This window comes from Paracoccus subflavus, from assembly GCF_004310345.1.
Lineage (GTDB): Bacteria > Pseudomonadota > Alphaproteobacteria > Rhodobacterales > Rhodobacteraceae > Paracoccus > Paracoccus subflavus.
In genome coordinates, this window is record NZ_SISK01000004.1 from 157,556 (window position 1) to 174,629 (window position 17,074).

Consider the following 17,074-nt stretch of genomic DNA (forward strand, 5'->3'; position numbering starts at 1 on the left):
GGTAACAGGCCCCCATGCCGGTTGCCAATCGCCAGAGGGCGGATAAACATGCCGACCATGAAGATTGCGACATTCAACATCAACGGTGTCAAGGCCCGCATCCAGGCCCTGACCGACTGGCTGGCCGGATCGGGTGCCGATCTGGTCGTGCTGCAGGAAATCAAGTCGGTGGACGAGGGGTTTCCCCGCGCCCATTTCGAGGATCTCGGCTGGATCGTGGAAACCCACGGGCAAAAGGGGTTCAACGGCGTGGCCATCCTGTCGCGGCTGCCGCTGGAGGACGTGACGCGCGGCCTGCCCGGAGACGATGCCGACGAACAGGCCCGCTATATCGAGGCCACGGTGGTCGGATCGACGGCGGTGCGGGTCGCCGGGCTCTACCTGCCCAACGGCAATCCCGCGCCAGGTCCGAAATACGACTACAAGCTGGGCTGGATGGAGCGTTTGCGTCTCCGCGCGGCCCAGCTTCTGGCCAGCGAGATGCCGGTTGTGATGCTGGGCGACTTCAACATCATTCCCGAACCGCGCGATGCGGCCCGCCCAGCGGCCTGGGCCGAGGATGCGCTGTTCCTGCCTGACAGCCGCGCGGCCTTTCGCCGGATCACCCATCAGGGCTGGACCGACGCCGTGCGCATCCGCGACCCTTGGGCCACGCGCGGGCCATTCACATTCTGGGACTATCAGGCCGGTTCATGGTCCCGCGACGACGGCATCCGCATCGACCATATCCTTTTGTCCCCGCAGGCGGCGGACCTGCTGCTGGAAACAGGTATCGACAAGGAGGCGCGGGCCGGGGAAAAGCCCAGCGATCATGTGCCCGTCTGGGCAAGGCTGGCCGCCTAGATCACCAGAACCCCCGAATGCTTGGCCTTGTGTTCGGGTTCGACATGGATGGTGATCTGTGCATTGTCCAGGCGGTCGCGCAGCGCGGCCTCGATCCGGTCGCAGATGGCATGCGCCTGCGCGACCGAGGTGTTGCCGTCCATGACCAGGTGGAAATCCACAAAGGTCATGCTGCCCGCCGACCGCGTGCGCAGGTCATGCGCCTCGATCGCGCCGCCTGCGTTGCTGGAAATGGTTTCATGGATGTCGCGGAGCAGATCGTCCGGAACGGCCTTGTCCATCAGCCCGCCCAGCGACGCCGACATCACCATCCATCCCGACCACAGGATGTTGACCGCCACCAGGGCGGCAAGGATCGGGTCCAGAATCGGATAGCCCGTCGCGATCGCCAGCGACACGCCCACCAGCACCCCGGCCGAGGATACCACGTCCGACAGCAGATGGTGTCCGTCCGCCACCAGGGCGGGCGATTGCAGCCGCCGCCCCTGTCGCAGCAGGATCGCGCACCAGACGGCATTGATCGTGCCGGCAAGGGCATTGACCAGCAGCCCCTCCCAGGGTGCCACCAGCGGGCGGGGGTTGCGGATTCCCTGCCACGCCTCGTCAAGGATCAGCAGGGCGGCCACGATGATCATCACGCCTTCCAGCACGGCGCTGAGAAATTCGGCCTTGTGATGCCCATAGGGATGGGTGGAATCCGCCGGGCGCTGGGCGATACGGATCGCAAAAAGGGCGGCAAGGGCGGTGACGACATTGACGGTGCTTTCCAGCGCGTCGGACAGCAGCGCGACCGATCCGGTCATCCACCAAGCCAGGGTCTTTAGCCCCAGCACGACGACGCCGACCGCAATGCTGCCGGTGGCGATCCAGAGGGTGCGGTTCATTGCCAGATTCCTTTCTGCCCCCCCGCCGGGGTGCCTGTGGCAGAACCATCCTTTTATTGCAATTGGAAAGGACTGGTGGATCGACAGGCAGACCGCCTGACGAAGCCAGACGGATATCCTTTGGCAAAGTCCCGGTCAGAACCGCCCGATGCTTCGTTTCCCGGCATGTGCGGGCCCGTCAGTCGTCCCCGTCATCGGGGTAATCGTCATCGTCCCCGAAACGCGCATCGTCGGAATATTCGTCCTCTCCCTCGCCCACATACTTGCTGCTGAGCGCGATCGAATGGTTGTCATGGGCGGGGTCCATGACGACATCGGACGGGATTTCCCCGGCCAGCCATTCGCGCAGTTCCTCGCGGATCTCGGCGGGCTCCTGGCCTGTCATCTCGGCCAGATGGGCGACAAAGGCCCGTTGATCGCCGTCGATCTCATCCAGGTCGGCCTCGTCGATCTCGGGCCACTTCTCGACGATGGCTTCGTAGAAAGCGGTCCAGTTTTGCTGAACGTGTTGCCATTTCATCAGTATCCGCCTCCTATCGATCCTTGTGCCCAATTCGCGATGCCGGTGATATCCTCGCCGACCCCTGCGACGGTGTTGCACCCTGCCAGCATGGCACAGACCAGCAAAGCGCCCGTTACTGCCTTCATTCCCTTGCCTCCTGCCACCACAGCTCGGGCAAGAAGCCCGGCCAATCTCCGTAAAGTGGCGTTGTCCGGTCAGGATAGCGCAGGTCCGCCGCATGGGCCAGCCGCGAGACAGGCGAGAACCCGACCGGGACCACGTAACGCCCGGCGGTCAGGATTCGATCCAGGGCACGAACCGCAGAGGCGAAATCGTCGCGCGTCTCGGCCGTGACCATGGCACCGATCACGGCATCGACAGCAGGACTTTTCACGCCCATCCAGTTGCGGCTGCCGGGCTGATCGGCCGCCACCGACCCCCAATAGAGCAACTGCTCGTTCCCCGGCGACAGCGACAGCGCGCGTTCGTACCAGGTCATGTCGAACTGGAATTGATTGGTGCGCTGCACGAATTGCGCGGAATCCAGCAGGGTGATGCGCGCCTGGATGCCCAGATTGCGCAGGGCCTGGACATAGATGTCGGCGATCTGCTGGGTTTCGGATGCCGTGCGCATCGCGGTGCCCGACTGGTTCAGCAGGATTTCAAAGGCAAAAGGGCGACCCTGGGCGTCTGCAAGCACCCCGTCCCGGACCGTCCAGCCCGCCTCGGCCAGCAAGGCCATGGCCCGGCGCAGGGCCCCCCGGTCAAGCGCACGGTCGGACCCTTCGGGAAGACTGTATCCCTCGATCGTGCCGGGGGGCAGGTCGGCCTTGAACGGCTCGAGCAATTCGGCCTCGCGGCCCCCGGCCGGACCCGGCTGCATGGCCAGATCCGAATTGGCGAAATACGAGGTGATGCGCCGGTCCTTGCCGCCGTTCAGGGTCATGTTGATGAAGCGGAAATTGAATGCCTCGATCATGGCCTGTCGCACCCGCCAGTCCGCGAACAGGGGGTTTCGGGTATTCATCACCAGCCCCATGATCCCCGACGGGCGCCCATGGGGAATTTCCGTTTTGACGGCATCGCCGCGCTGCATCAGGGGAAAGTCGTATTCGGTCTCCCATTTCTGGGCGGAAAGCTCTCTCCAGACCGTGACCTCGCCGGCCTTGAACGCCTCGAACATGGCGTTGGCATCGCCGAAATAATCGTAACGGATCACATCCAGATTGTTGCGCCCGCGATTGACCGCCAGATCCTTTCCCCAGTAATCCGGGTTGCGGCGCAAGGTGATCGACCGCCCTGGGTCCACCTTGTCAACGATATAGGGACCAGACCCCACCGGCACTTCGAGACTGGATGCACTGAAGTCCTGCCCATCCCACTGCGCCTTTTTCAGGACCGGACGCAGGCCCATGAGCAGCGGCAGTTCCCGGTCCGCCTCGGTAAAGGTCAGGCGAACGGACCGCTCGCCGGTTTTCTCCATCGAGGCGACCCGCGCCCAGGCGCTGTGATAACGGGGATGGCCCTGCGTTCCCAGAGTCTCGAATGACCACATCACGTCCTCGACCGTGACGGGGCTGTTGTCGGAAAAGCGCGCCTCGGGGTGCAGAGTGAACTCGACCCAACTGCGGTCCGGAGCGGTTTCGACGCGTTCCGCTAGCAGGCCGTAAAGCGTGAAGGGTTCGTCAAGGCTGCGATACATCAGGGTCTCGGCCACATGAACCCCGATTCCCCACGCCCCGTTTCCCTTGAGAACCCAAGGCTTCAGCGAATCAAAGCCCCCCGGTTCCGCAAGGCGAATCATGCCGCCTTGCTGCGCCTCTGGGTTGACGTAGGGCAAAGCGGTGAATCCACTGGATAACGCCGGTTCTCCATACATGGCAAGCCCATGCCCCGACTGTGCGCCAGCCGAAAGCGGCATCAATGCCACAGTCGAAAAAGCCCCACATAACAGGCACAAGACCCTTAGCGTAAAGGATTTGTTAAGTTTTCTTAAGAACCACATTGCCTGCCCGCCCGATGTTTTGTGTTTTCGATGCAAATTCAACAAAGTCAGCGGGGGATCGTCAATGGCGCGACGAACTTCTTCGTTGGACTCGGACGGGCTTTCGCGTATAAGTGACTTACTGCTCGATAGGTTTCTTGCCTGTATGAAACCTGCCTCATGACTTGCGCCCGCCTTGTGCGGGCGTTTTTTTTTGACCATTCTGGCCCCGCAACACGCTTCCGGTCCCGGAAAGCGTGGAAACTGCCTCAGCGGAGGGCCAATGTTCGAAAGATTTCTTGTCGGTAAGACGGCAATCGTGACGGGTTCTAATTCCGGGATCGGTCTGGGGGTTGCGCAGCGGCTTGCCAGGGCGGGGGCCGATATCGTTCTGAACAGCTTTACCGACCGGCCCGAGGATCATGACCTTGCCGCGCGACTTGCAGCCGATCACGGGGTCGTCGTTCGCTATATCCAGGCGGATATGTCCCGTGGCGACGAATGCCGCGCCCTGATCGACAAGGCAGGCGGCTGCGACATCCTGGTGAACAACGCCGGTATCCAGCACGTCGCCCCGATCCCGGACTTTCCGGTGGACAAATGGGATGCGATCATCGCCATCAACCTGTCTTCGGCCTTCCATACCACCGCAGCCGCCCTGCCGCAGATGCGCAAGGCCGGGTGGGGCCGCATCGTGAACATCGCATCGGCCCATGGCCTGACGGCCAGTCCCTACAAATCCGCCTATGTCGCGGCCAAGCACGGCATCGTGGGACTGACCAAGGTAACGGGCCTGGAAACCGCTCGCGAGCCGATCACCTGCAACGCCGTATGTCCCGGCTATGTCCTGACCCCGCTGGTCGAGGCCCAGATTCCCGACACCATGAAGGAATACGGCATGACCCGGGACGAGGTCATCCAGAACGTGATGCTGCAACGCCAGCCCTCCAAGGACTTTGCCACCATCGAGCAACTGGGGGACACCGTGGTTTTCCTGTGCAGCGAATCGGCCGCGCAGATCACGGGAACGACCATCAGCGTGGACGGCGGCTGGACGGCGCTTTGACAGCGCCGTCCCCTGTGAGAACAGCGCCGTTCGCGACGGGTCAGGCCAGCGCAGCCTCTATGGCACGCAGGTCCGCGTTGGACAGGTTCTTGTTGATTTCCTTTCGCAGGCGGAACTGCAATTCCTTGTGGTAATGCTTGCGCAGGATGCCCAGGGCGGCGGGATCGGCGATGACGACGATATCCTCGAACCGCTGGTGCAGGGCCATGTCGTTCAGATGATCGGCCAACTGTCTGACGAACAGCCCCGGATCGTCGCCGGGAATGACATCCGGGCTGCGATCACCGGGCGTCGGTTGGTTCAATGATTCCGGCGTGATCTGCTCGACCTCGGCCAGATCGAGGCCATGTCGCGCCGTGTTGCGGAACAGGACCGCGGAATGGCCGTCGGCGACAACGACCAGGGTGTCATGGGGCAGCATGTGCGTCTTCCTTTTGCCTGTCGGGGCCAACGCACGGATGCAGCGTCAGTTGCAACTTTCGCAGAATTGCCGGATGCGCCCGATGGCCTCGACCAGGTGCGCATCACCGGTCGCATAGGAAATGCGGAAATGGGGGGACAGGCCAAAGGCCGCCCCAAACACCACCGCCACGCCCGATTCATCCAGCAGCGCGTTGGCAAAGGCCTCGTCATCGGCAAGCATCGTTCTCGCGGCCGAGGTCTTGCCGATCAGACCCGCGATCGAGGGATAGACATAGAAGGCCCCCTGCGGAACCGGGCAATCGATGCCGGGGCAGGCGTTCAGGCCAGCCACCACAAGATCCCGGCGTCGCTGAAATGCGGCGCGGCTTTCGCCGATATAGTCCTGGGGACCGGTCAGCGCCGCCTCGGCCGCATATTGGCTGATGGAACAGGGATTTGACGTGGACTGCGATTGCAGCTTGGCCATGGCACCGATCAGGGCTTCGGGCGCCGCGCCGTATCCGATCCGCCAGCCGGTCATGGCATAGGCCTTGCTGACGCCGTTCATGGTCAGTACCCGATCCTTCAGGCGCGGTTCGACCTGGGCGGGGGTGACGAATTCAAAGCCGTCGAACACAAGATGCTCGTAGATATCGTCGGCCAGAACCCAGACCCGAGGGTGGCGCAGCAGGACATCGGTCAGCGCCTGCATGGCCGCATGGTCATAGCCGGCGCCCGACGGGTTTGACGGCGAATTGAGGATCAGCCATTTCGTCCGCGGCGTGATCGCGCCCTCCAAATCCTCGGGGGTCAGGCGAAAGCCCTGATGCTGGTCGCATTCCACGATCACCGGACTGCCCCCGGCCAGCAGCACCATGTCGGGATAGCTGACCCAGTAGGGGGCTGGAATGATCACCTCGTCACCCTCGTCCAGGGTCGCCATCAGGGCGTTGAACAGGATCTGCTTGCCGCCGGTACCCACGGTGATCTGCGACGGGGCGTATTCAAGCCCGTTTTCGCGCGCGAACTTGTCGCAGATGGCCCGCTTCAGCGACGGCGTTCCATCGACGGCGGTATAGCGCGTATGGCCTGCGTCGATGGCGGCCTTGGCCGCCTCGCAGATATGGGCGGGGGTGTCAAAATCGGGCTCTCCTGCGGAAAGGCCGATGATGCTGCGTCCCTGGGCCCGCAGATCGGCGGCGCGTCCGGTCATGGCAATGGTCGGCGAAGGCTTGATTCGCGACAAGCGGCTGGACAGAAAACCCATGGGCAATCCCTCGGCGATTTGAAAGGCGGTGAAACATGGCTTATGCTGACGCCTTGGCCGCGGCAAGGACGGCCGCACAGACGAAGGATGCCACATGACTGAAACGCCCGAAATCCGCCTGCGCCGCCTGAGGATGCGGAGCTGGCGGCGCGGCATGAAGGAGATGGACCTGATTCTGGGCCGCTTTGCCGACGAGGTCATGGCCGACCTGTCGCCGGCAGAACTTGATGCCTTCGAGGCCATGCTGTCGGAAAACGATCAGGATCTGTATCTGTGGGTGACCGCGCGGATGAATGGCGGACCGAATGCCGGTCCTGACCGGATCGCCGCCATCCTGGACAGGATCGCGCTTCATGCCACGAAACGACTGGGCATTGTCCGATAAAATTTTTTCTATTCCCGGAAAGCAGGTTCGGTTGAATTAACTGAAGATTTTGCTTTTTGCGGCAATGATGCCGTCATGACAGATAAATCAGGACCGCAAGCCGCCATGATTTCCCCCGTGCCGCGCGACATGCGCCCCCAGTCCGACGTTCAGGCATTGCCCGATCTGGCCGACATGACCGATGCCTATCTGGAGTCGTTGCAGCTTCTGGAACGTTTGCATCGGTTGATGCTGGACCTGGTCAAGGACGAATTCGAGCGTCTCAACCAGAACGACCTGACGCCGGTTCAGGCGATGATCCTGTACAACCTCGGCGGGGCCGAGGTGTCGGCGGGCGAATTGCGGTCCCGCGGCATGTATCAGGGATCGAATGTCAGCTATAACCTGAAAAAGCTGGTCACGATGGGCTATGTCCATCATGAGCGCAGCGACCTTGACCGCCGTTCGGTCCGGGTGAAGCTGACCGAAGAAGGACAGGCGATCCGCGATCTGGTTCACCGGCTGTTCCTGCGCCATGCCGAAGGGCTTGCCATATCCGGCGTGCTGGAGGATCCCCCCCTGGATCAGGTGAACCTGCAGAACCGCCGGATCGAACGGTTCTGGCTTGAACAGATCCGTTACATCTATTGACGGCCGGCCGTCCCTGCGCAGCCTACCAGTGACCGGTGTTCTCCATGCTGGTCCAGGGCTCGCTCGGGGGCAGGGGATCGCCCTCCTGCAGCAATTCGATCGAGATGTTGTCGGGGCTGCGCACAAAGGCCATGTGCCCGTCACGCGGCGGGCGGTTGATGGTGATGCCTGCGTCCATCAGCCTCTGGCACATCTCGTAGATGTTGCCGACGCGATAGGCCAGATGGCCGAAATGACGGCTGTCAGAGGGCAGGCCGTCGTCGCCGTCCCAGTTGTGGGTCAGTTCCACCGGGCATTCCGGCTGGTCCGGCGGGGCCATGAAAACCAGGGTGAAGCGCCCTTTGTCATTGTCGATACGGCGCGTTTCCTCAAGCCCGAGCAGCTTGAAGAACGCCATGGTCTTGTCCAGATCCTTTACGCGGACCATCGTATGCAGATAGCGGATCTTCACGGGCATCTCCTTCTTGCAGATTGCCCGCAGCTTGGCATGGCGGGCAACGGGGCGCAAACGGATCAGCGGCGGCGCAGGTATTCGACCAGCACGCAGGCCGGATCGGCCGGGCGCAAGGAAAAACTCCCGATGCAGGTCCACTGTGCCAGGTCGAGGCCCGGAAAGAATGCGTCGGCGTCCGGGACGGCCAGATCCACCTCGGTCAGCAAAAGCCGGTCTGCCTGCGGCAGCAGCGCCCGATAGATGCCGGCCCCGCCGATGCCATAGACCCGGCGATGGCCTGACCGACAGGCATGATCGACCGCCATCTCGGGCGACGAAAAGACCTGTTCAGCAATCGATTCATCCGAAGAAACAACAAGGTTCAGCCGGTTCTTCAAGGGTTTTACGGGCAGGCTGATCCATGTCCGGCGACCCATGACAAGGGCGCCGCCGGTGGTTTCTCGCTGGAAGAAAGCCAGGTCTTCGGGCGCGTGCCAGGGGATCTTGTTGTTCTTGCCGATGGCACCGTCGATGCCGCGCGCCGCGATCAGGGTCAGCATGACTAGACCGCCACCGGGGCCTTGATGGCCGGATCGGGATGATAGTCCCGCACCTCGAAATCGTCGTATCGGAAATCAAAGATCGAATCCACCTGTCGGCGCAGATGCAGCCGGGGCAGGGGCTTGGGCGTCCGGGCTAACTGGGTGTGCACCTGTTCCAGATGGTTCGAATAGATATGCGCGTCGCCGATGGAATGCACGAAATCGCCTGGTCGGTAGCCTGTCACATGCGCCAGCATCACCAGCAGCAGCGCATACGAGGCGATGTTGAAGGGCACACCCAGGAACATGTCGGCGGACCGCTGGTAGAGCTGCAGATGCATCCGGTCGCCCAGGATGCGCACCTGCCACAGCGTATGGCACGGGGGCAGGGCCATGTCGGGGACCTCGGCCGGATTCCACGCCGATACGATCAAGCGGCGCGAATCGGGGGTCTTGCGGATCGCCTGAACCAGATCGGCGATCTGGTCGACCTGGCCGGCCAGAAACAGCGGCTGCCCGTCCAGCGTCTGACCGCTGGGCACCAGCTTGGGGAACCGGCGCCACTGATGCCCATAGACCGGCCCCAGGTCACCGTCCCCGTCGGCCCATTCGTCCCAGATTGAGACGCCGTTTTCCCGAAGATAGCGGATGTTCGTGTCGCCCGACAGGAACCACAGCAATTCATGGATGATGGATTTCAGATGCAGCTTCTTGGTTGTGACCAGGGGAAACCCGTCATCCAGGGCATAGCGCGATTGCAGTCCGAAATACGAGATCGTGCCCGTGCCGGTGCGATCCGTGCTGTCCTGACCGTGGTCCAGAACCGTCCGCAGGGCGTCGTGATACTGCTGCATGTCAGACGTCCAGTTCTTCGGCGAAACGGGCGTTTTCCTGGATGTATTCGAACCGCAGTTCGGGCTTTTTCCCCATGAGACGCTCTACCAGGTCGCCGGTTTCGCCGCCTTCGTCGTCGTCGATGCTGACCCGGATCAGCTTGCGCGTTGCGGGGTTCATCGTCGTGTCCTTGAGATCCTTGGCGTCCATCTCGCCCAAGCCCTTGAATCGCTGGACGTCGATCCTGCCCTTGCCGCCCAGTCCCTTGGCCAGCATCCGTTCCTTTTCGGCATCGTCGGCGACATAGATTCGGTGTGCCCCCTGCGTCAGGCGGTAAAGCGGCGGGCAGGCCAGATAGAGATGCCCCTTGTCGATCATCGGCCGCATCTGGGTGAAAAAGAACGTCATCAACAGCGACGCGATATGCGCGCCGTCCACATCCGCATCGGTCATGATGATGATCTTGTCATAGCGCAGGTCATCGACGTTGAATCTGGTTCCCATTCCGACGCCAAGCGCCTGGCAAAGGTCATTTATTTCCTGGTTGGCCCCCATCTTGCCAGATGCCGCCCCGAGGACGTTCAGGATCTTGCCCCGCAGGGGCAGCAGGGCCTGGGTGGTGCGGTCGCGCGCCATCTTGGCGCTGCCGCCCGCGCTGTCGCCTTCGACGATGAACAGTTCGGTGCCGTCGCGGCCGGTGGCGGAACAATCGACCAGCTTGCCCGGCAGGCGCAGCTTGCGCGTGGCCGTCTTGCGGGCGGTTTCCTTTTCCTGCCTGCGGCGCATCCGTTCATCGGCGCGAAGGATGAGAAAATCGAGGATCGCGCCCGCCGATTTCGTGTCGCCGGCAAGCCAGGTATCGAAATGGTCGCGCACGGCGTTTTCCACCAGCCGGGCGGCCTCGGTGGTTGCCAGCCGGTCCTTGGTCTGGCCCACGAATTCGGGCTCGCGGATGAAGCAGGACACAAGGGCACAGCCCCCGGTCAGAAGATCCTCTCGGGTGATCTGGGCGGCCTTCTTGTTGTTGACCCGTTCGCCATAGGCGCGAACCCCCTTGAGGATTGCGGACCAGAATCCTGCCTCGTGCGTTCCGCCTTCGGGGGTGGGAACGGTATTGCAATAGGACTGGATGAATCCATCGCGCGCAGGCGTCCAGTTGATCGCCCAGTCGACCTTGCCCGGCGCCTTGAACCTTTTGAAATCGACGCTGCCCGCAAAGGGTCGGTCGGCATAGGTGCTGGCACCCTTCAGCGTTTCGGCCAGATAATCGGCAAGGCCGCCTGGAAAATGGAACGTCGCCTCGCAGGGCGTTTCGCCGTCGTCGATCTCGGACTTCCAGCGGATCTCGACGCCGCTGAACAGATAGGCCTTGGACTTGACCATCCTCAGCAGCCGCGCAGGCTTGAAGCGGTGATGGCCGAAAATCTGTTCGTCCGCGTGGAAGGTCACGGTTGTGCCGCGCCGGTTGGGCGCCGCGCCGATCCTGGCCACCGGCCCTTGCGGCACCCCGCGCGAAAACCGCTGCTCGAACAGTTCCCGGTTGCGGGCGACCTGCACCACCATGCTGTCCGACAGCGCATTCACCACCGAAGCACCCACCCCGTGCAGCCCCCCCGATGTCTGATAGGTATCCCCCGAGAACTTGCCCCCCGCATGCAGGGTGCACAGGATCACCTCAAGGGCGGACTTGCCCGGAAACTTGGGGTGGGGGTCGACGGGGATGCCACGGCCATTGTCGCGCACCACCACGCTGTGATCGGCCAGCAGCTCGACCTCGATCCGGGTCGCATGGCCCGCCACGGCCTCGTCCATCGAATTGTCAAGGATTTCGGCCACCAGATGATGCAGCGCGCGGTCGTCCGTGCCGCCGATATACATGCCGGGCCGCTTGCGCACGGGTTCCAGCCCCTCCAGCACCTCGATCGAAGCGGCGGAATAGCTGTCGGTCGCCTCGGCGGCGGAAAGAAGATCGTCGGCCATGGGGTCTGCTCTGGTTCTTGGCTTTGGCAAAGGACTATTCCCTGGGGCAGGGCCCAAGGCCAGTCCGGCATGGGCAATATAAGGCGCCCGGACCGGAATGGCTACTCCGGCTCTGCGGCGCGGCTTTCCCACATCTTGCGGAAGGCCGGGCGTGCCTGGCACGCCTCGAGCCAGGCCATGACGGCCGGGAACCGGGACATCAGGTCGCCATGGCCCTGCGCATATCGCAGCACCTCGGCCATGTTGATGTCGGCCACGGTGAACCGGTCGCCCATCAGATAGCTGCGGCTGGACAGATGCCCCTCGACCACCTTCAGCGGGCGGACCAGCCGTTCGGCCGAATTGGCGATGATGGCCCCGTCTTCGTCCGATGGCGGGCGGGCACGGCCATGCAGGAAAAGGATCGTCAGCGCATCGGGTTCGATGCTGGTGGCGGCGTAAAAGCTCCACTGCATCATCAGCGCGTCCTCGGCCAGATCGGCCGGGGCCAGGGGGCCGCCGTGCTTGCGCGCCAGATACAGGGTCGCGGCCAGGGATTCCGACAGCACCAGCCCGTCATCCTCGATCACGGGAATCGCACCGGCGGGCGACAACGACAAAAAGGCCGGCGAATGGGTGTTCAGGGGCGCATCGGTCGCATCGGGATCGCCAAGGCGATAGGCCTGAATCACCGGGATCTGGCGGAACGGCAGTTCCATTTCATGGCACAGCCAGATGATGCGAGAAGCCCGGGACCGGGTAACACCGTGAATGGTCAGCATGAAAGGCTCCTTATGTCCGAACCGCAGGTTAGGCCAGCAGGCCGCCCTGCGGAAGCGTCATCCTGAGGTCCGGGATTTGATGCAGGTCAAGGTATGCCCCGTGCCGCCGGTCTAGACCAGTCTGGCGAAACAGGAGCACTTCTTCCCATGTCCAGCCAAGAGTTGGACCCCCCCAGCCTTTATGCGGCGCGCGAGCCGATATTTCCCAAGCGCGTCAAGGGGCGGTTCAGAACCCTCAAGTGGATCGTCATGGCCCTGGCCCTGGCGGTCTATTACGTCACCCCGTGGATCCGCTGGGACCGCGGGCCGGCAATGCCCGACCAGGCGGTTCTGGTCGATCTTGCCAATCGCCGGTTCTTTTTCTTCTGGATCGAGATCTGGCCGCATGAATTCTATTTCGTGGCAGGCCTTCTTGTCATGGCGGGACTGGGGCTGTTCCTGTTCACCTCGGTCCTGGGGCGGGTCTGGTGCGGCTATGCTTGCCCGCAGACCGTCTGGACCGACCTGTTCATTCTGGTCGAACGCTGGATCGAGGGTGATCGGAACGCCCGTCTCCGCCTGTATCGGCAGAACTGGAATGCCCACAAGGTCGGGCTGAGGGTGGCGAAATGGGCGGCCTGGCTGGTCATCGCCCTGCTGACGGGCGGGGCGTGGATTTTCTATTTCACCGACGCGCCGACGCTGTTGTCAGGCCTGCTGGCCGGGCAGGCCCATCCCGTGGCCTATATCACCATGGCCATCCTGACGGCCACGACCTTTGTGTTCGGAGGCTTTGCGCGCGAGCAGATCTGCATCTATGCCTGCCCCTGGCCGCGCATTCAGGCCGCCATGATGGACGAGGACACGCTGACTGTCGCCTATCGCGAATGGCGGGGCGAGCCGCGCGGCAAGGCCAATATCCACCGGCGCTGCACATCTGGGGCAGCGATTGCCGAGGCGATCAGCCCCGCCGCCGGTCCGGCGGTGGGCCGCAATTATCCACCGACGCCCTATCCGGGCGTTCCGACCGGTGTCGATGCCCCCATCCGGCAGGATTCGCCCGGCGACTGCATCGATTGCCTGGCCTGCGTGAACGTTTGCCCGATGGGCATCGACATCCGCAACGGCCAGCAGATGGAATGCATCACCTGTGCGCTGTGCATCGACGCCTGCGACGAGATCATGGACAAGATCGGCAAGCCGCGCGGTCTGATCGGCTACATGGCGCTCAGGGACGAGACGGCCGAACGGGCCGGTGTCGCGCCCAAGCCGGCGTGGCGGCATATCGTCCGGCCGCGCACGATCCTGTATTTCACCCTGTGGGCGGGGATCGGCCTTGCCATGATTGTCGCGCTGTTTCTGCGTTCGCCGCTGGAACTGAACGTTTCGCCGGTGCGCAACCCCCTGTTCGTCACCCTGTCGGATGGCGCAATCCGCAACACCTACGAGGTGCGCCTGCGCAACAAACAGAACGAGGCGCGCAGCTTTGCCTTTGATGTCAAAGGGGCGGACGGCCTGTCGGTCGCCATCGAGGGCGCGCCTTCGGGTTCGGTCGGGGTCGCGGCGGATGAAACCCTCAGCCGCAGGCTGTATGTGACGGCGCCCGCAGGATCCGATCCGGCACAGAAAGCCACCACCCCGCTGGCCCTGGTCGCGCGCGACCTTTCCGATGGCACCACCGCGACGGCGGAAACCGTCTTTCATGGAAAAGGGGAATGATATGGCACAGGAACTGACCGGCCGCCACGTCCTGATCATCACCCTGTCGGCCTTTGGCGTGATCATTGCGGTCAACCTGGCAATGGCTTTTCTGGCCATCGGCAGCTTTCCGGGGGTCGAGGTCAGGAACAGCTATATTGCGTCCCAGACCTTTGATCGCGACCGCAAAGCACAGCAGACTCTGGGCTGGGCGGCCCGTGCCGATCACGATGGCGCCAACCTGGTCATCCGCGTCGTCGATGCCGCGGGCAATCCTCCGGTCCTGCGCGACCTGTCCGCCACGGTCGGGCGCCCGACCCACCGGCGGGGCGACGTGACGCCTGCATTGCGGGCCGAGGGCGGCGTCTATCGCGCGCCGCTGCCGCTTGCCCCGGGCAACTGGACCATTCAGGTGACGGCTTTCGCCCCTGATGGCACGGCCTTCCGGCAGAAGCTTCACCTTTATGTCCCCGACCGGGGGAACTGACATGGCAGACCTGACCGTCTCGGGCTTCAGCGCCTGCCCGGCCTGCGACGCGGCCCCCCTGGCGCAACGGCTGGCCGACCGGGCCGAGGTTGCGCAGGGCACGCTGATCCTGTCGCTGCCCACCGCCCATTGCGCCACATGCATCGCCGATGTCGAAGCTGCCCTGTCCGGCCATCCGGGCGTGCGCCATGCCCGCGTGAACCTGACGCTGCGGCGCGTCACGGTCGATGCGCCCGGATTGAAGGCCGACGATCTGATCCCGGTTCTGGCGCGCGCGGGCTACGAGGCGCACGAGCTTGACCCCGATGCCCTTGCGGCAACCACCGCCGACCGGCAGGGACGCGACCTGCTGATGCGGATCGGCGTGTCTGGCTTTGCCATGATGAACATCATGATCCTGTCCGTCGCGGTCTGGTCCGGCGCGCAGGATGCCACCCGCGACCTGTTTCACTGGATCAGCGGGGCCATCGCCCTGCCAACGGTGGTCTTTGCGGGACAGCCCTTTTTCCGCAGCGCCTGGATGTCGCTGAGGGCAGGACGACTGGGCATGGATGTGCCGATTTCCCTGGCGCTGGTCCTGGCCAGTGCGATTTCCGTCTTTGAGACGATGCAGTCGGGCCATCACGCCTATTTCGACGCGGCGGTGATGCTGTGCTTCTTTCTGCTGATCGGTCGTTATCTGGACCACCGCACCCGCGCCATCGCACGCTCTGCCGCCGCCGAACTGACCGCGCTCGAGGTACCGCGCGCCACGCTGCTGGCGGACGGAGCCGAGCGGGTCGTGCCGGTGGCGGCGCTGCGTCCGGGCGATCTGATCCGCATCCGCTCCGGCGCCCGCATTCCGGCGGATGGCCGGATCGTCGAGGGCCGGTCCGAGATCGACCGCGCCCTTCTGACCGGCGAAACGCTGCCGGTGCCTGCCGCCCCCGGCCAGATGCTGTCGGCCGGCGAGGTGAACCTGACCGGACCCCTGACCCTGCGGGTGACGGCGGCGGGCCGCGATTCGTCCCTGGCGCGCCTGACCGCCCTGGTCGAGGCCGCCGAGGCCGCGCGCGGCCGCTATACGTCGCTGGCGGAACGGGCCTCCAGGGCTTATTCCCCCAGCGTGCATCTGATGGCGCTGTGCAGTTTCGCGGGCTGGATGTGGGCCACCGGCGATCTGCGGCTGGCGGTGAATATCGCGGCGGCCGTGTTGATCGTGACATGCCCCTGCGCGCTGGGGCTGGCGGTTCCGGCGGTCGCCACGGCGGCCTCGGGCCGGCTGTTCCGGCGCGGGCTGCTGATCAAGGATGGCACCGCCCTGGAACGTCTGGCCGAAATCGACACCGTCGTCTTCGACAAGACCGGCACGCTGACCCTGGGCAGCCCGGTGCTTGTTTCCCTTGATTCCCTTCCCGCGGACCTGCGCCCCGCGGCCCGCGCCATGGCCGAGGCGTCTGCCCATCCGTTATCGCGCGCCCTGGCCCAGGCTCTTGCCGATGAACCGGCTGCTGCCCTGACGGATGTGGTCGAACATCCGGGTTGCGGCGTCGCGGCCCGCTGGGGGCACAGAACCTTGCAGCTGGGGCGTGCGGAATGGCTGGGAGCCGGCGACGACGAGGCCGACAATCCCCACAGCGCCACCTGGTTCGCGGTCGAGGGGCGCGAACCGGTGCGGCTGGACTTTGCCGACGCGCTGCGCCCCGGCGCGGCGGATTGCGTTGCACGGCTGCGCGGGGCAGGACTGTCCGTGATGGTCATATCCGGCGACCGACAGGCTGCGGTCGCGGACCTTGCTGGTCGTCTCGGGATAGGGGCTTACCACGCAGGCGTGGACCCTCGGGGGAAAGAAGCCATCATAGCCGATCTCTCGGCAGAGGGCAGGCGCGTCCTGATGGTGGGCGATGGTTTGAACGACACGGCCGCGCTGGCCCGCGCCCATGCCTCGATCTCGCCCGCAAGTGCGCTGGATGCGGCCCGGGTGGCCAGCGATATGGTTCTGACCGGCGTCGATCTGGCCCCGGTGGCCGATGCCGTGGCGACCGCCCGCTGTGCGACCCGCCGGATCCGCGAGAATTTCGCGATCTCGATCGCCTACAACATCGTGGCCGTGCCGTTGGCCGTTTTCGGCATGGTCACACCGCTGATCGCCGCGCTCGCCATGTCGCTCAGCTCGATCACGGTGACGCTGAACGCCCTGCGGCTGCGGGACTGACAAGGGAAACGCCTGTGGAAATCCTGTCCATCCTCATCCCCGTATCGCTGGCCCTGGGTGCGGCCGGATTGGCGGCCTTTGTGTGGGCCCTGCGGTCGCGCCAGTTCGAGGACCCCAAGGGCGATGCCGAACGTATCCTGAACAATCGGTGGGATGACCGGCCGCGGCCCGACTGATGCCCCTGGCCGAGCGCGAAATGGAAA

General features: G+C 64.0%; 18 protein-coding genes. 8 read left to right on the top strand and 10 right to left on the bottom strand.

The window, feature by feature from the left end:
* Nucleotides 1-57 precede the first annotated feature (57 nt).
* The gene (gene xth, locus EYE42_RS07320) at nucleotides 58-843 is read left to right on the top strand and encodes an exodeoxyribonuclease III (protein ID WP_130990784.1); all 786 of its coding nucleotides are present in this window, start codon (nucleotides 58-60) and stop codon (nucleotides 841-843) included.
* Here xth and EYE42_RS07325 read toward each other — a convergent pair.
* The 3 genes from EYE42_RS07325 to EYE42_RS07335 all read right to left on the bottom strand — a co-directional run bounded on the left by EYE42_RS07325 (nucleotide 840) and on the right by EYE42_RS07335 (nucleotide 4,234).
* Nucleotides 840-1,727, bottom strand: a complete 888-nt coding sequence (locus tag EYE42_RS07325) for a cation diffusion facilitator family transporter (protein WP_130990658.1) — start codon at nucleotides 1,725-1,727, stop codon at nucleotides 840-842. The two genes, xth and EYE42_RS07325, sit on opposite strands and share 4 nt — an antisense overlap.
* A 178-nt stretch (nucleotides 1,728-1,905) precedes the next feature.
* A complete protein-coding gene (locus EYE42_RS07330; protein WP_130990659.1) occupies nucleotides 1,906-2,247 on the bottom strand; it encodes a hypothetical protein in 342 nt (113 codons plus the stop codon).
* A gap of 124 nt (nucleotides 2,248-2,371) precedes the next feature.
* Nucleotides 2,372-4,234 (bottom strand): extracellular solute-binding protein, encoded by a 1,863-nt coding sequence (locus EYE42_RS07335; protein WP_130990660.1) that lies wholly within the window; start codon nucleotides 4,232-4,234, stop codon nucleotides 2,372-2,374.
* Between the two features lie 262 nt (nucleotides 4,235-4,496).
* Here EYE42_RS07335 and EYE42_RS07340 point away from each other — a divergent pair, with 262 nt between their 5' ends.
* Nucleotides 4,497-5,279 (top strand): 3-hydroxybutyrate dehydrogenase, encoded by a 783-nt coding sequence (locus EYE42_RS07340; RefSeq protein ID WP_130990661.1) that lies wholly within the window; start codon nucleotides 4,497-4,499, stop codon nucleotides 5,277-5,279.
* 40 nt (nucleotides 5,280-5,319) lie between these two features.
* On the opposite strand, the gene EYE42_RS07345 is transcribed toward EYE42_RS07340, so the two are convergent.
* Together EYE42_RS07345 and EYE42_RS07350 are read right to left on the bottom strand one after the other, a co-directional pair.
* A complete protein-coding gene (locus EYE42_RS07345; protein ID WP_130990662.1) occupies nucleotides 5,320-5,700 on the bottom strand; it encodes a baeRF12 domain-containing protein in 381 nt (126 codons plus the stop codon).
* A gap of 45 nt (nucleotides 5,701-5,745) precedes the next feature.
* Nucleotides 5,746-6,948 carry a pyridoxal phosphate-dependent aminotransferase gene (locus EYE42_RS07350; protein ID WP_130990663.1) on the bottom strand — a complete coding sequence of 401 codons (1,203 nt, stop codon included), beginning with the start codon at nucleotides 6,946-6,948 and terminating at the stop codon, nucleotides 5,746-5,748.
* Nucleotides 6,949-7,042: 94 nt separating this feature from the next.
* Between EYE42_RS07350 and EYE42_RS07355 the strand changes: the two genes are divergently transcribed.
* Nucleotides 7,043-7,333 (top strand): FAD assembly factor SdhE, encoded by a 291-nt coding sequence (locus EYE42_RS07355; protein ID WP_130990664.1) that lies wholly within the window; start codon nucleotides 7,043-7,045, stop codon nucleotides 7,331-7,333.
* A gap of 129 nt (nucleotides 7,334-7,462) precedes the next feature.
* Nucleotides 7,463-7,963, top strand: a complete 501-nt coding sequence (locus EYE42_RS07360; RefSeq protein ID WP_130990785.1) for a MarR family winged helix-turn-helix transcriptional regulator — start codon at nucleotides 7,463-7,465, stop codon at nucleotides 7,961-7,963.
* Between the two features lie 22 nt (nucleotides 7,964-7,985).
* Here EYE42_RS07360 and EYE42_RS07365 read toward each other — a convergent pair whose 3' ends face one another.
* The 5 genes from EYE42_RS07365 to EYE42_RS07385 form a co-directional block, all read right to left on the bottom strand.
* A complete protein-coding gene (locus tag EYE42_RS07365) occupies nucleotides 7,986-8,414 on the bottom strand; it encodes a VOC family protein (RefSeq protein WP_130990665.1) in 429 nt (142 codons plus the stop codon).
* Nucleotides 8,415-8,476: 62 nt separating this feature from the next.
* Nucleotides 8,477-8,956, bottom strand: a complete 480-nt coding sequence (locus tag EYE42_RS07370; RefSeq protein ID WP_130990666.1) for a dihydrofolate reductase — start codon at nucleotides 8,954-8,956, stop codon at nucleotides 8,477-8,479.
* Between the two features lie 2 nt (nucleotides 8,957-8,958).
* Nucleotides 8,959-9,792, bottom strand: coding sequence for a thymidylate synthase (locus EYE42_RS07375; protein WP_130990667.1), 834 nt, complete (start codon nucleotides 9,790-9,792; stop codon nucleotides 8,959-8,961).
* A gap of 1 nt (nucleotide 9,793) precedes the next feature.
* Nucleotides 9,794-11,752 carry a DNA topoisomerase IV subunit B gene (parE, locus tag EYE42_RS07380; RefSeq protein WP_130990668.1) on the bottom strand — a complete coding sequence of 653 codons (1,959 nt, stop codon included), beginning with the start codon at nucleotides 11,750-11,752 and terminating at the stop codon, nucleotides 9,794-9,796.
* Nucleotides 11,753-11,853: 101 nt separating this feature from the next.
* Nucleotides 11,854-12,513, bottom strand: coding sequence for a glutathione S-transferase family protein (locus EYE42_RS07385; protein WP_130990669.1), 660 nt, complete (start codon nucleotides 12,511-12,513; stop codon nucleotides 11,854-11,856).
* A gap of 147 nt (nucleotides 12,514-12,660) precedes the next feature.
* Between EYE42_RS07385 and EYE42_RS07390 the strand changes: the two genes are divergently transcribed.
* From EYE42_RS07390 to ccoS, 4 genes are read left to right on the top strand one after another with little or no spacing between them, the layout of a single operon-like run.
* On the top strand, nucleotides 12,661-14,211 hold the full coding sequence (locus EYE42_RS07390; RefSeq protein WP_130990670.1) for an RdxA/RdxB/FixG family protein: 1,551 nt from the start codon (nucleotides 12,661-12,663) through the stop codon (nucleotides 14,209-14,211).
* Between the two features lies 1 nt (nucleotide 14,212).
* Complete coding sequence (locus EYE42_RS07395; protein ID WP_130990671.1) at nucleotides 14,213-14,677, top strand: FixH family protein; 465 nt, start codon at nucleotides 14,213-14,215, stop codon at nucleotides 14,675-14,677.
* 1 nt (nucleotide 14,678) lies between these two features.
* Complete coding sequence (locus EYE42_RS07400) at nucleotides 14,679-16,871, top strand: heavy metal translocating P-type ATPase (protein WP_130990672.1); 2,193 nt, start codon at nucleotides 14,679-14,681, stop codon at nucleotides 16,869-16,871.
* A 14-nt stretch (nucleotides 16,872-16,885) separates the two neighbouring features.
* Complete coding sequence (gene ccoS, locus EYE42_RS07405) at nucleotides 16,886-17,047, top strand: cbb3-type cytochrome oxidase assembly protein CcoS (protein ID WP_130990673.1); 162 nt, start codon at nucleotides 16,886-16,888, stop codon at nucleotides 17,045-17,047.
* Nucleotides 17,048-17,074: the final 27 nt, after the last annotated feature.

Excerpts from the sequence above, each read along its gene's own strand:
- EYE42_RS07360 (WP_130990785.1), top strand. The coding sequence starts at position 7,463 with ATGCGCCCCCAGTCCGACGTTCAGGCATTGCCCGATCTGGCCGACATG.
- xth (WP_130990784.1), top strand. The coding sequence starts at position 58 with ATGAAGATTGCGACATTCAACATCAACGGTGTCAAGGCCCGCATCCAG.
- EYE42_RS07395 (WP_130990671.1), top strand. The coding sequence starts at position 14,213 with ATGGCACAGGAACTGACCGGCCGCCACGTCCTGATCATCACCCTGTCG.
- EYE42_RS07400 (WP_130990672.1), top strand. The coding sequence starts at position 14,679 with ATGGCAGACCTGACCGTCTCGGGCTTCAGCGCCTGCCCGGCCTGCGAC.
- parE (WP_130990668.1), bottom strand. The coding sequence starts at position 11,752 with ATGGCCGACGATCTTCTTTCCGCCGCCGAGGCGACCGACAGCTATTCC.
- EYE42_RS07390 (WP_130990670.1), top strand. The coding sequence starts at position 12,661 with ATGTCCAGCCAAGAGTTGGACCCCCCCAGCCTTTATGCGGCGCGCGAG.
- EYE42_RS07335 (WP_130990660.1), bottom strand. The coding sequence starts at position 4,234 with ATGTGGTTCTTAAGAAAACTTAACAAATCCTTTACGCTAAGGGTCTTG.
- EYE42_RS07340 (WP_130990661.1), top strand. The coding sequence starts at position 4,497 with ATGTTCGAAAGATTTCTTGTCGGTAAGACGGCAATCGTGACGGGTTCT.
- EYE42_RS07355 (WP_130990664.1), top strand. The coding sequence starts at position 7,043 with ATGACTGAAACGCCCGAAATCCGCCTGCGCCGCCTGAGGATGCGGAGC.
- EYE42_RS07345 (WP_130990662.1), bottom strand. The coding sequence starts at position 5,700 with ATGCTGCCCCATGACACCCTGGTCGTTGTCGCCGACGGCCATTCCGCG.
- EYE42_RS07375 (WP_130990667.1), bottom strand. The coding sequence starts at position 9,792 with ATGCAGCAGTATCACGACGCCCTGCGGACGGTTCTGGACCACGGTCAG.
- EYE42_RS07350 (WP_130990663.1), bottom strand. The coding sequence starts at position 6,948 with ATGGGTTTTCTGTCCAGCCGCTTGTCGCGAATCAAGCCTTCGCCGACC.
- EYE42_RS07385 (WP_130990669.1), bottom strand. The coding sequence starts at position 12,513 with ATGCTGACCATTCACGGTGTTACCCGGTCCCGGGCTTCTCGCATCATC.
- EYE42_RS07325 (WP_130990658.1), bottom strand. The coding sequence starts at position 1,727 with ATGAACCGCACCCTCTGGATCGCCACCGGCAGCATTGCGGTCGGCGTC.
- EYE42_RS07370 (WP_130990666.1), bottom strand. The coding sequence starts at position 8,956 with ATGCTGACCCTGATCGCGGCGCGCGGCATCGACGGTGCCATCGGCAAG.
- EYE42_RS07330 (WP_130990659.1), bottom strand. The coding sequence starts at position 2,247 with ATGAAATGGCAACACGTTCAGCAAAACTGGACCGCTTTCTACGAAGCC.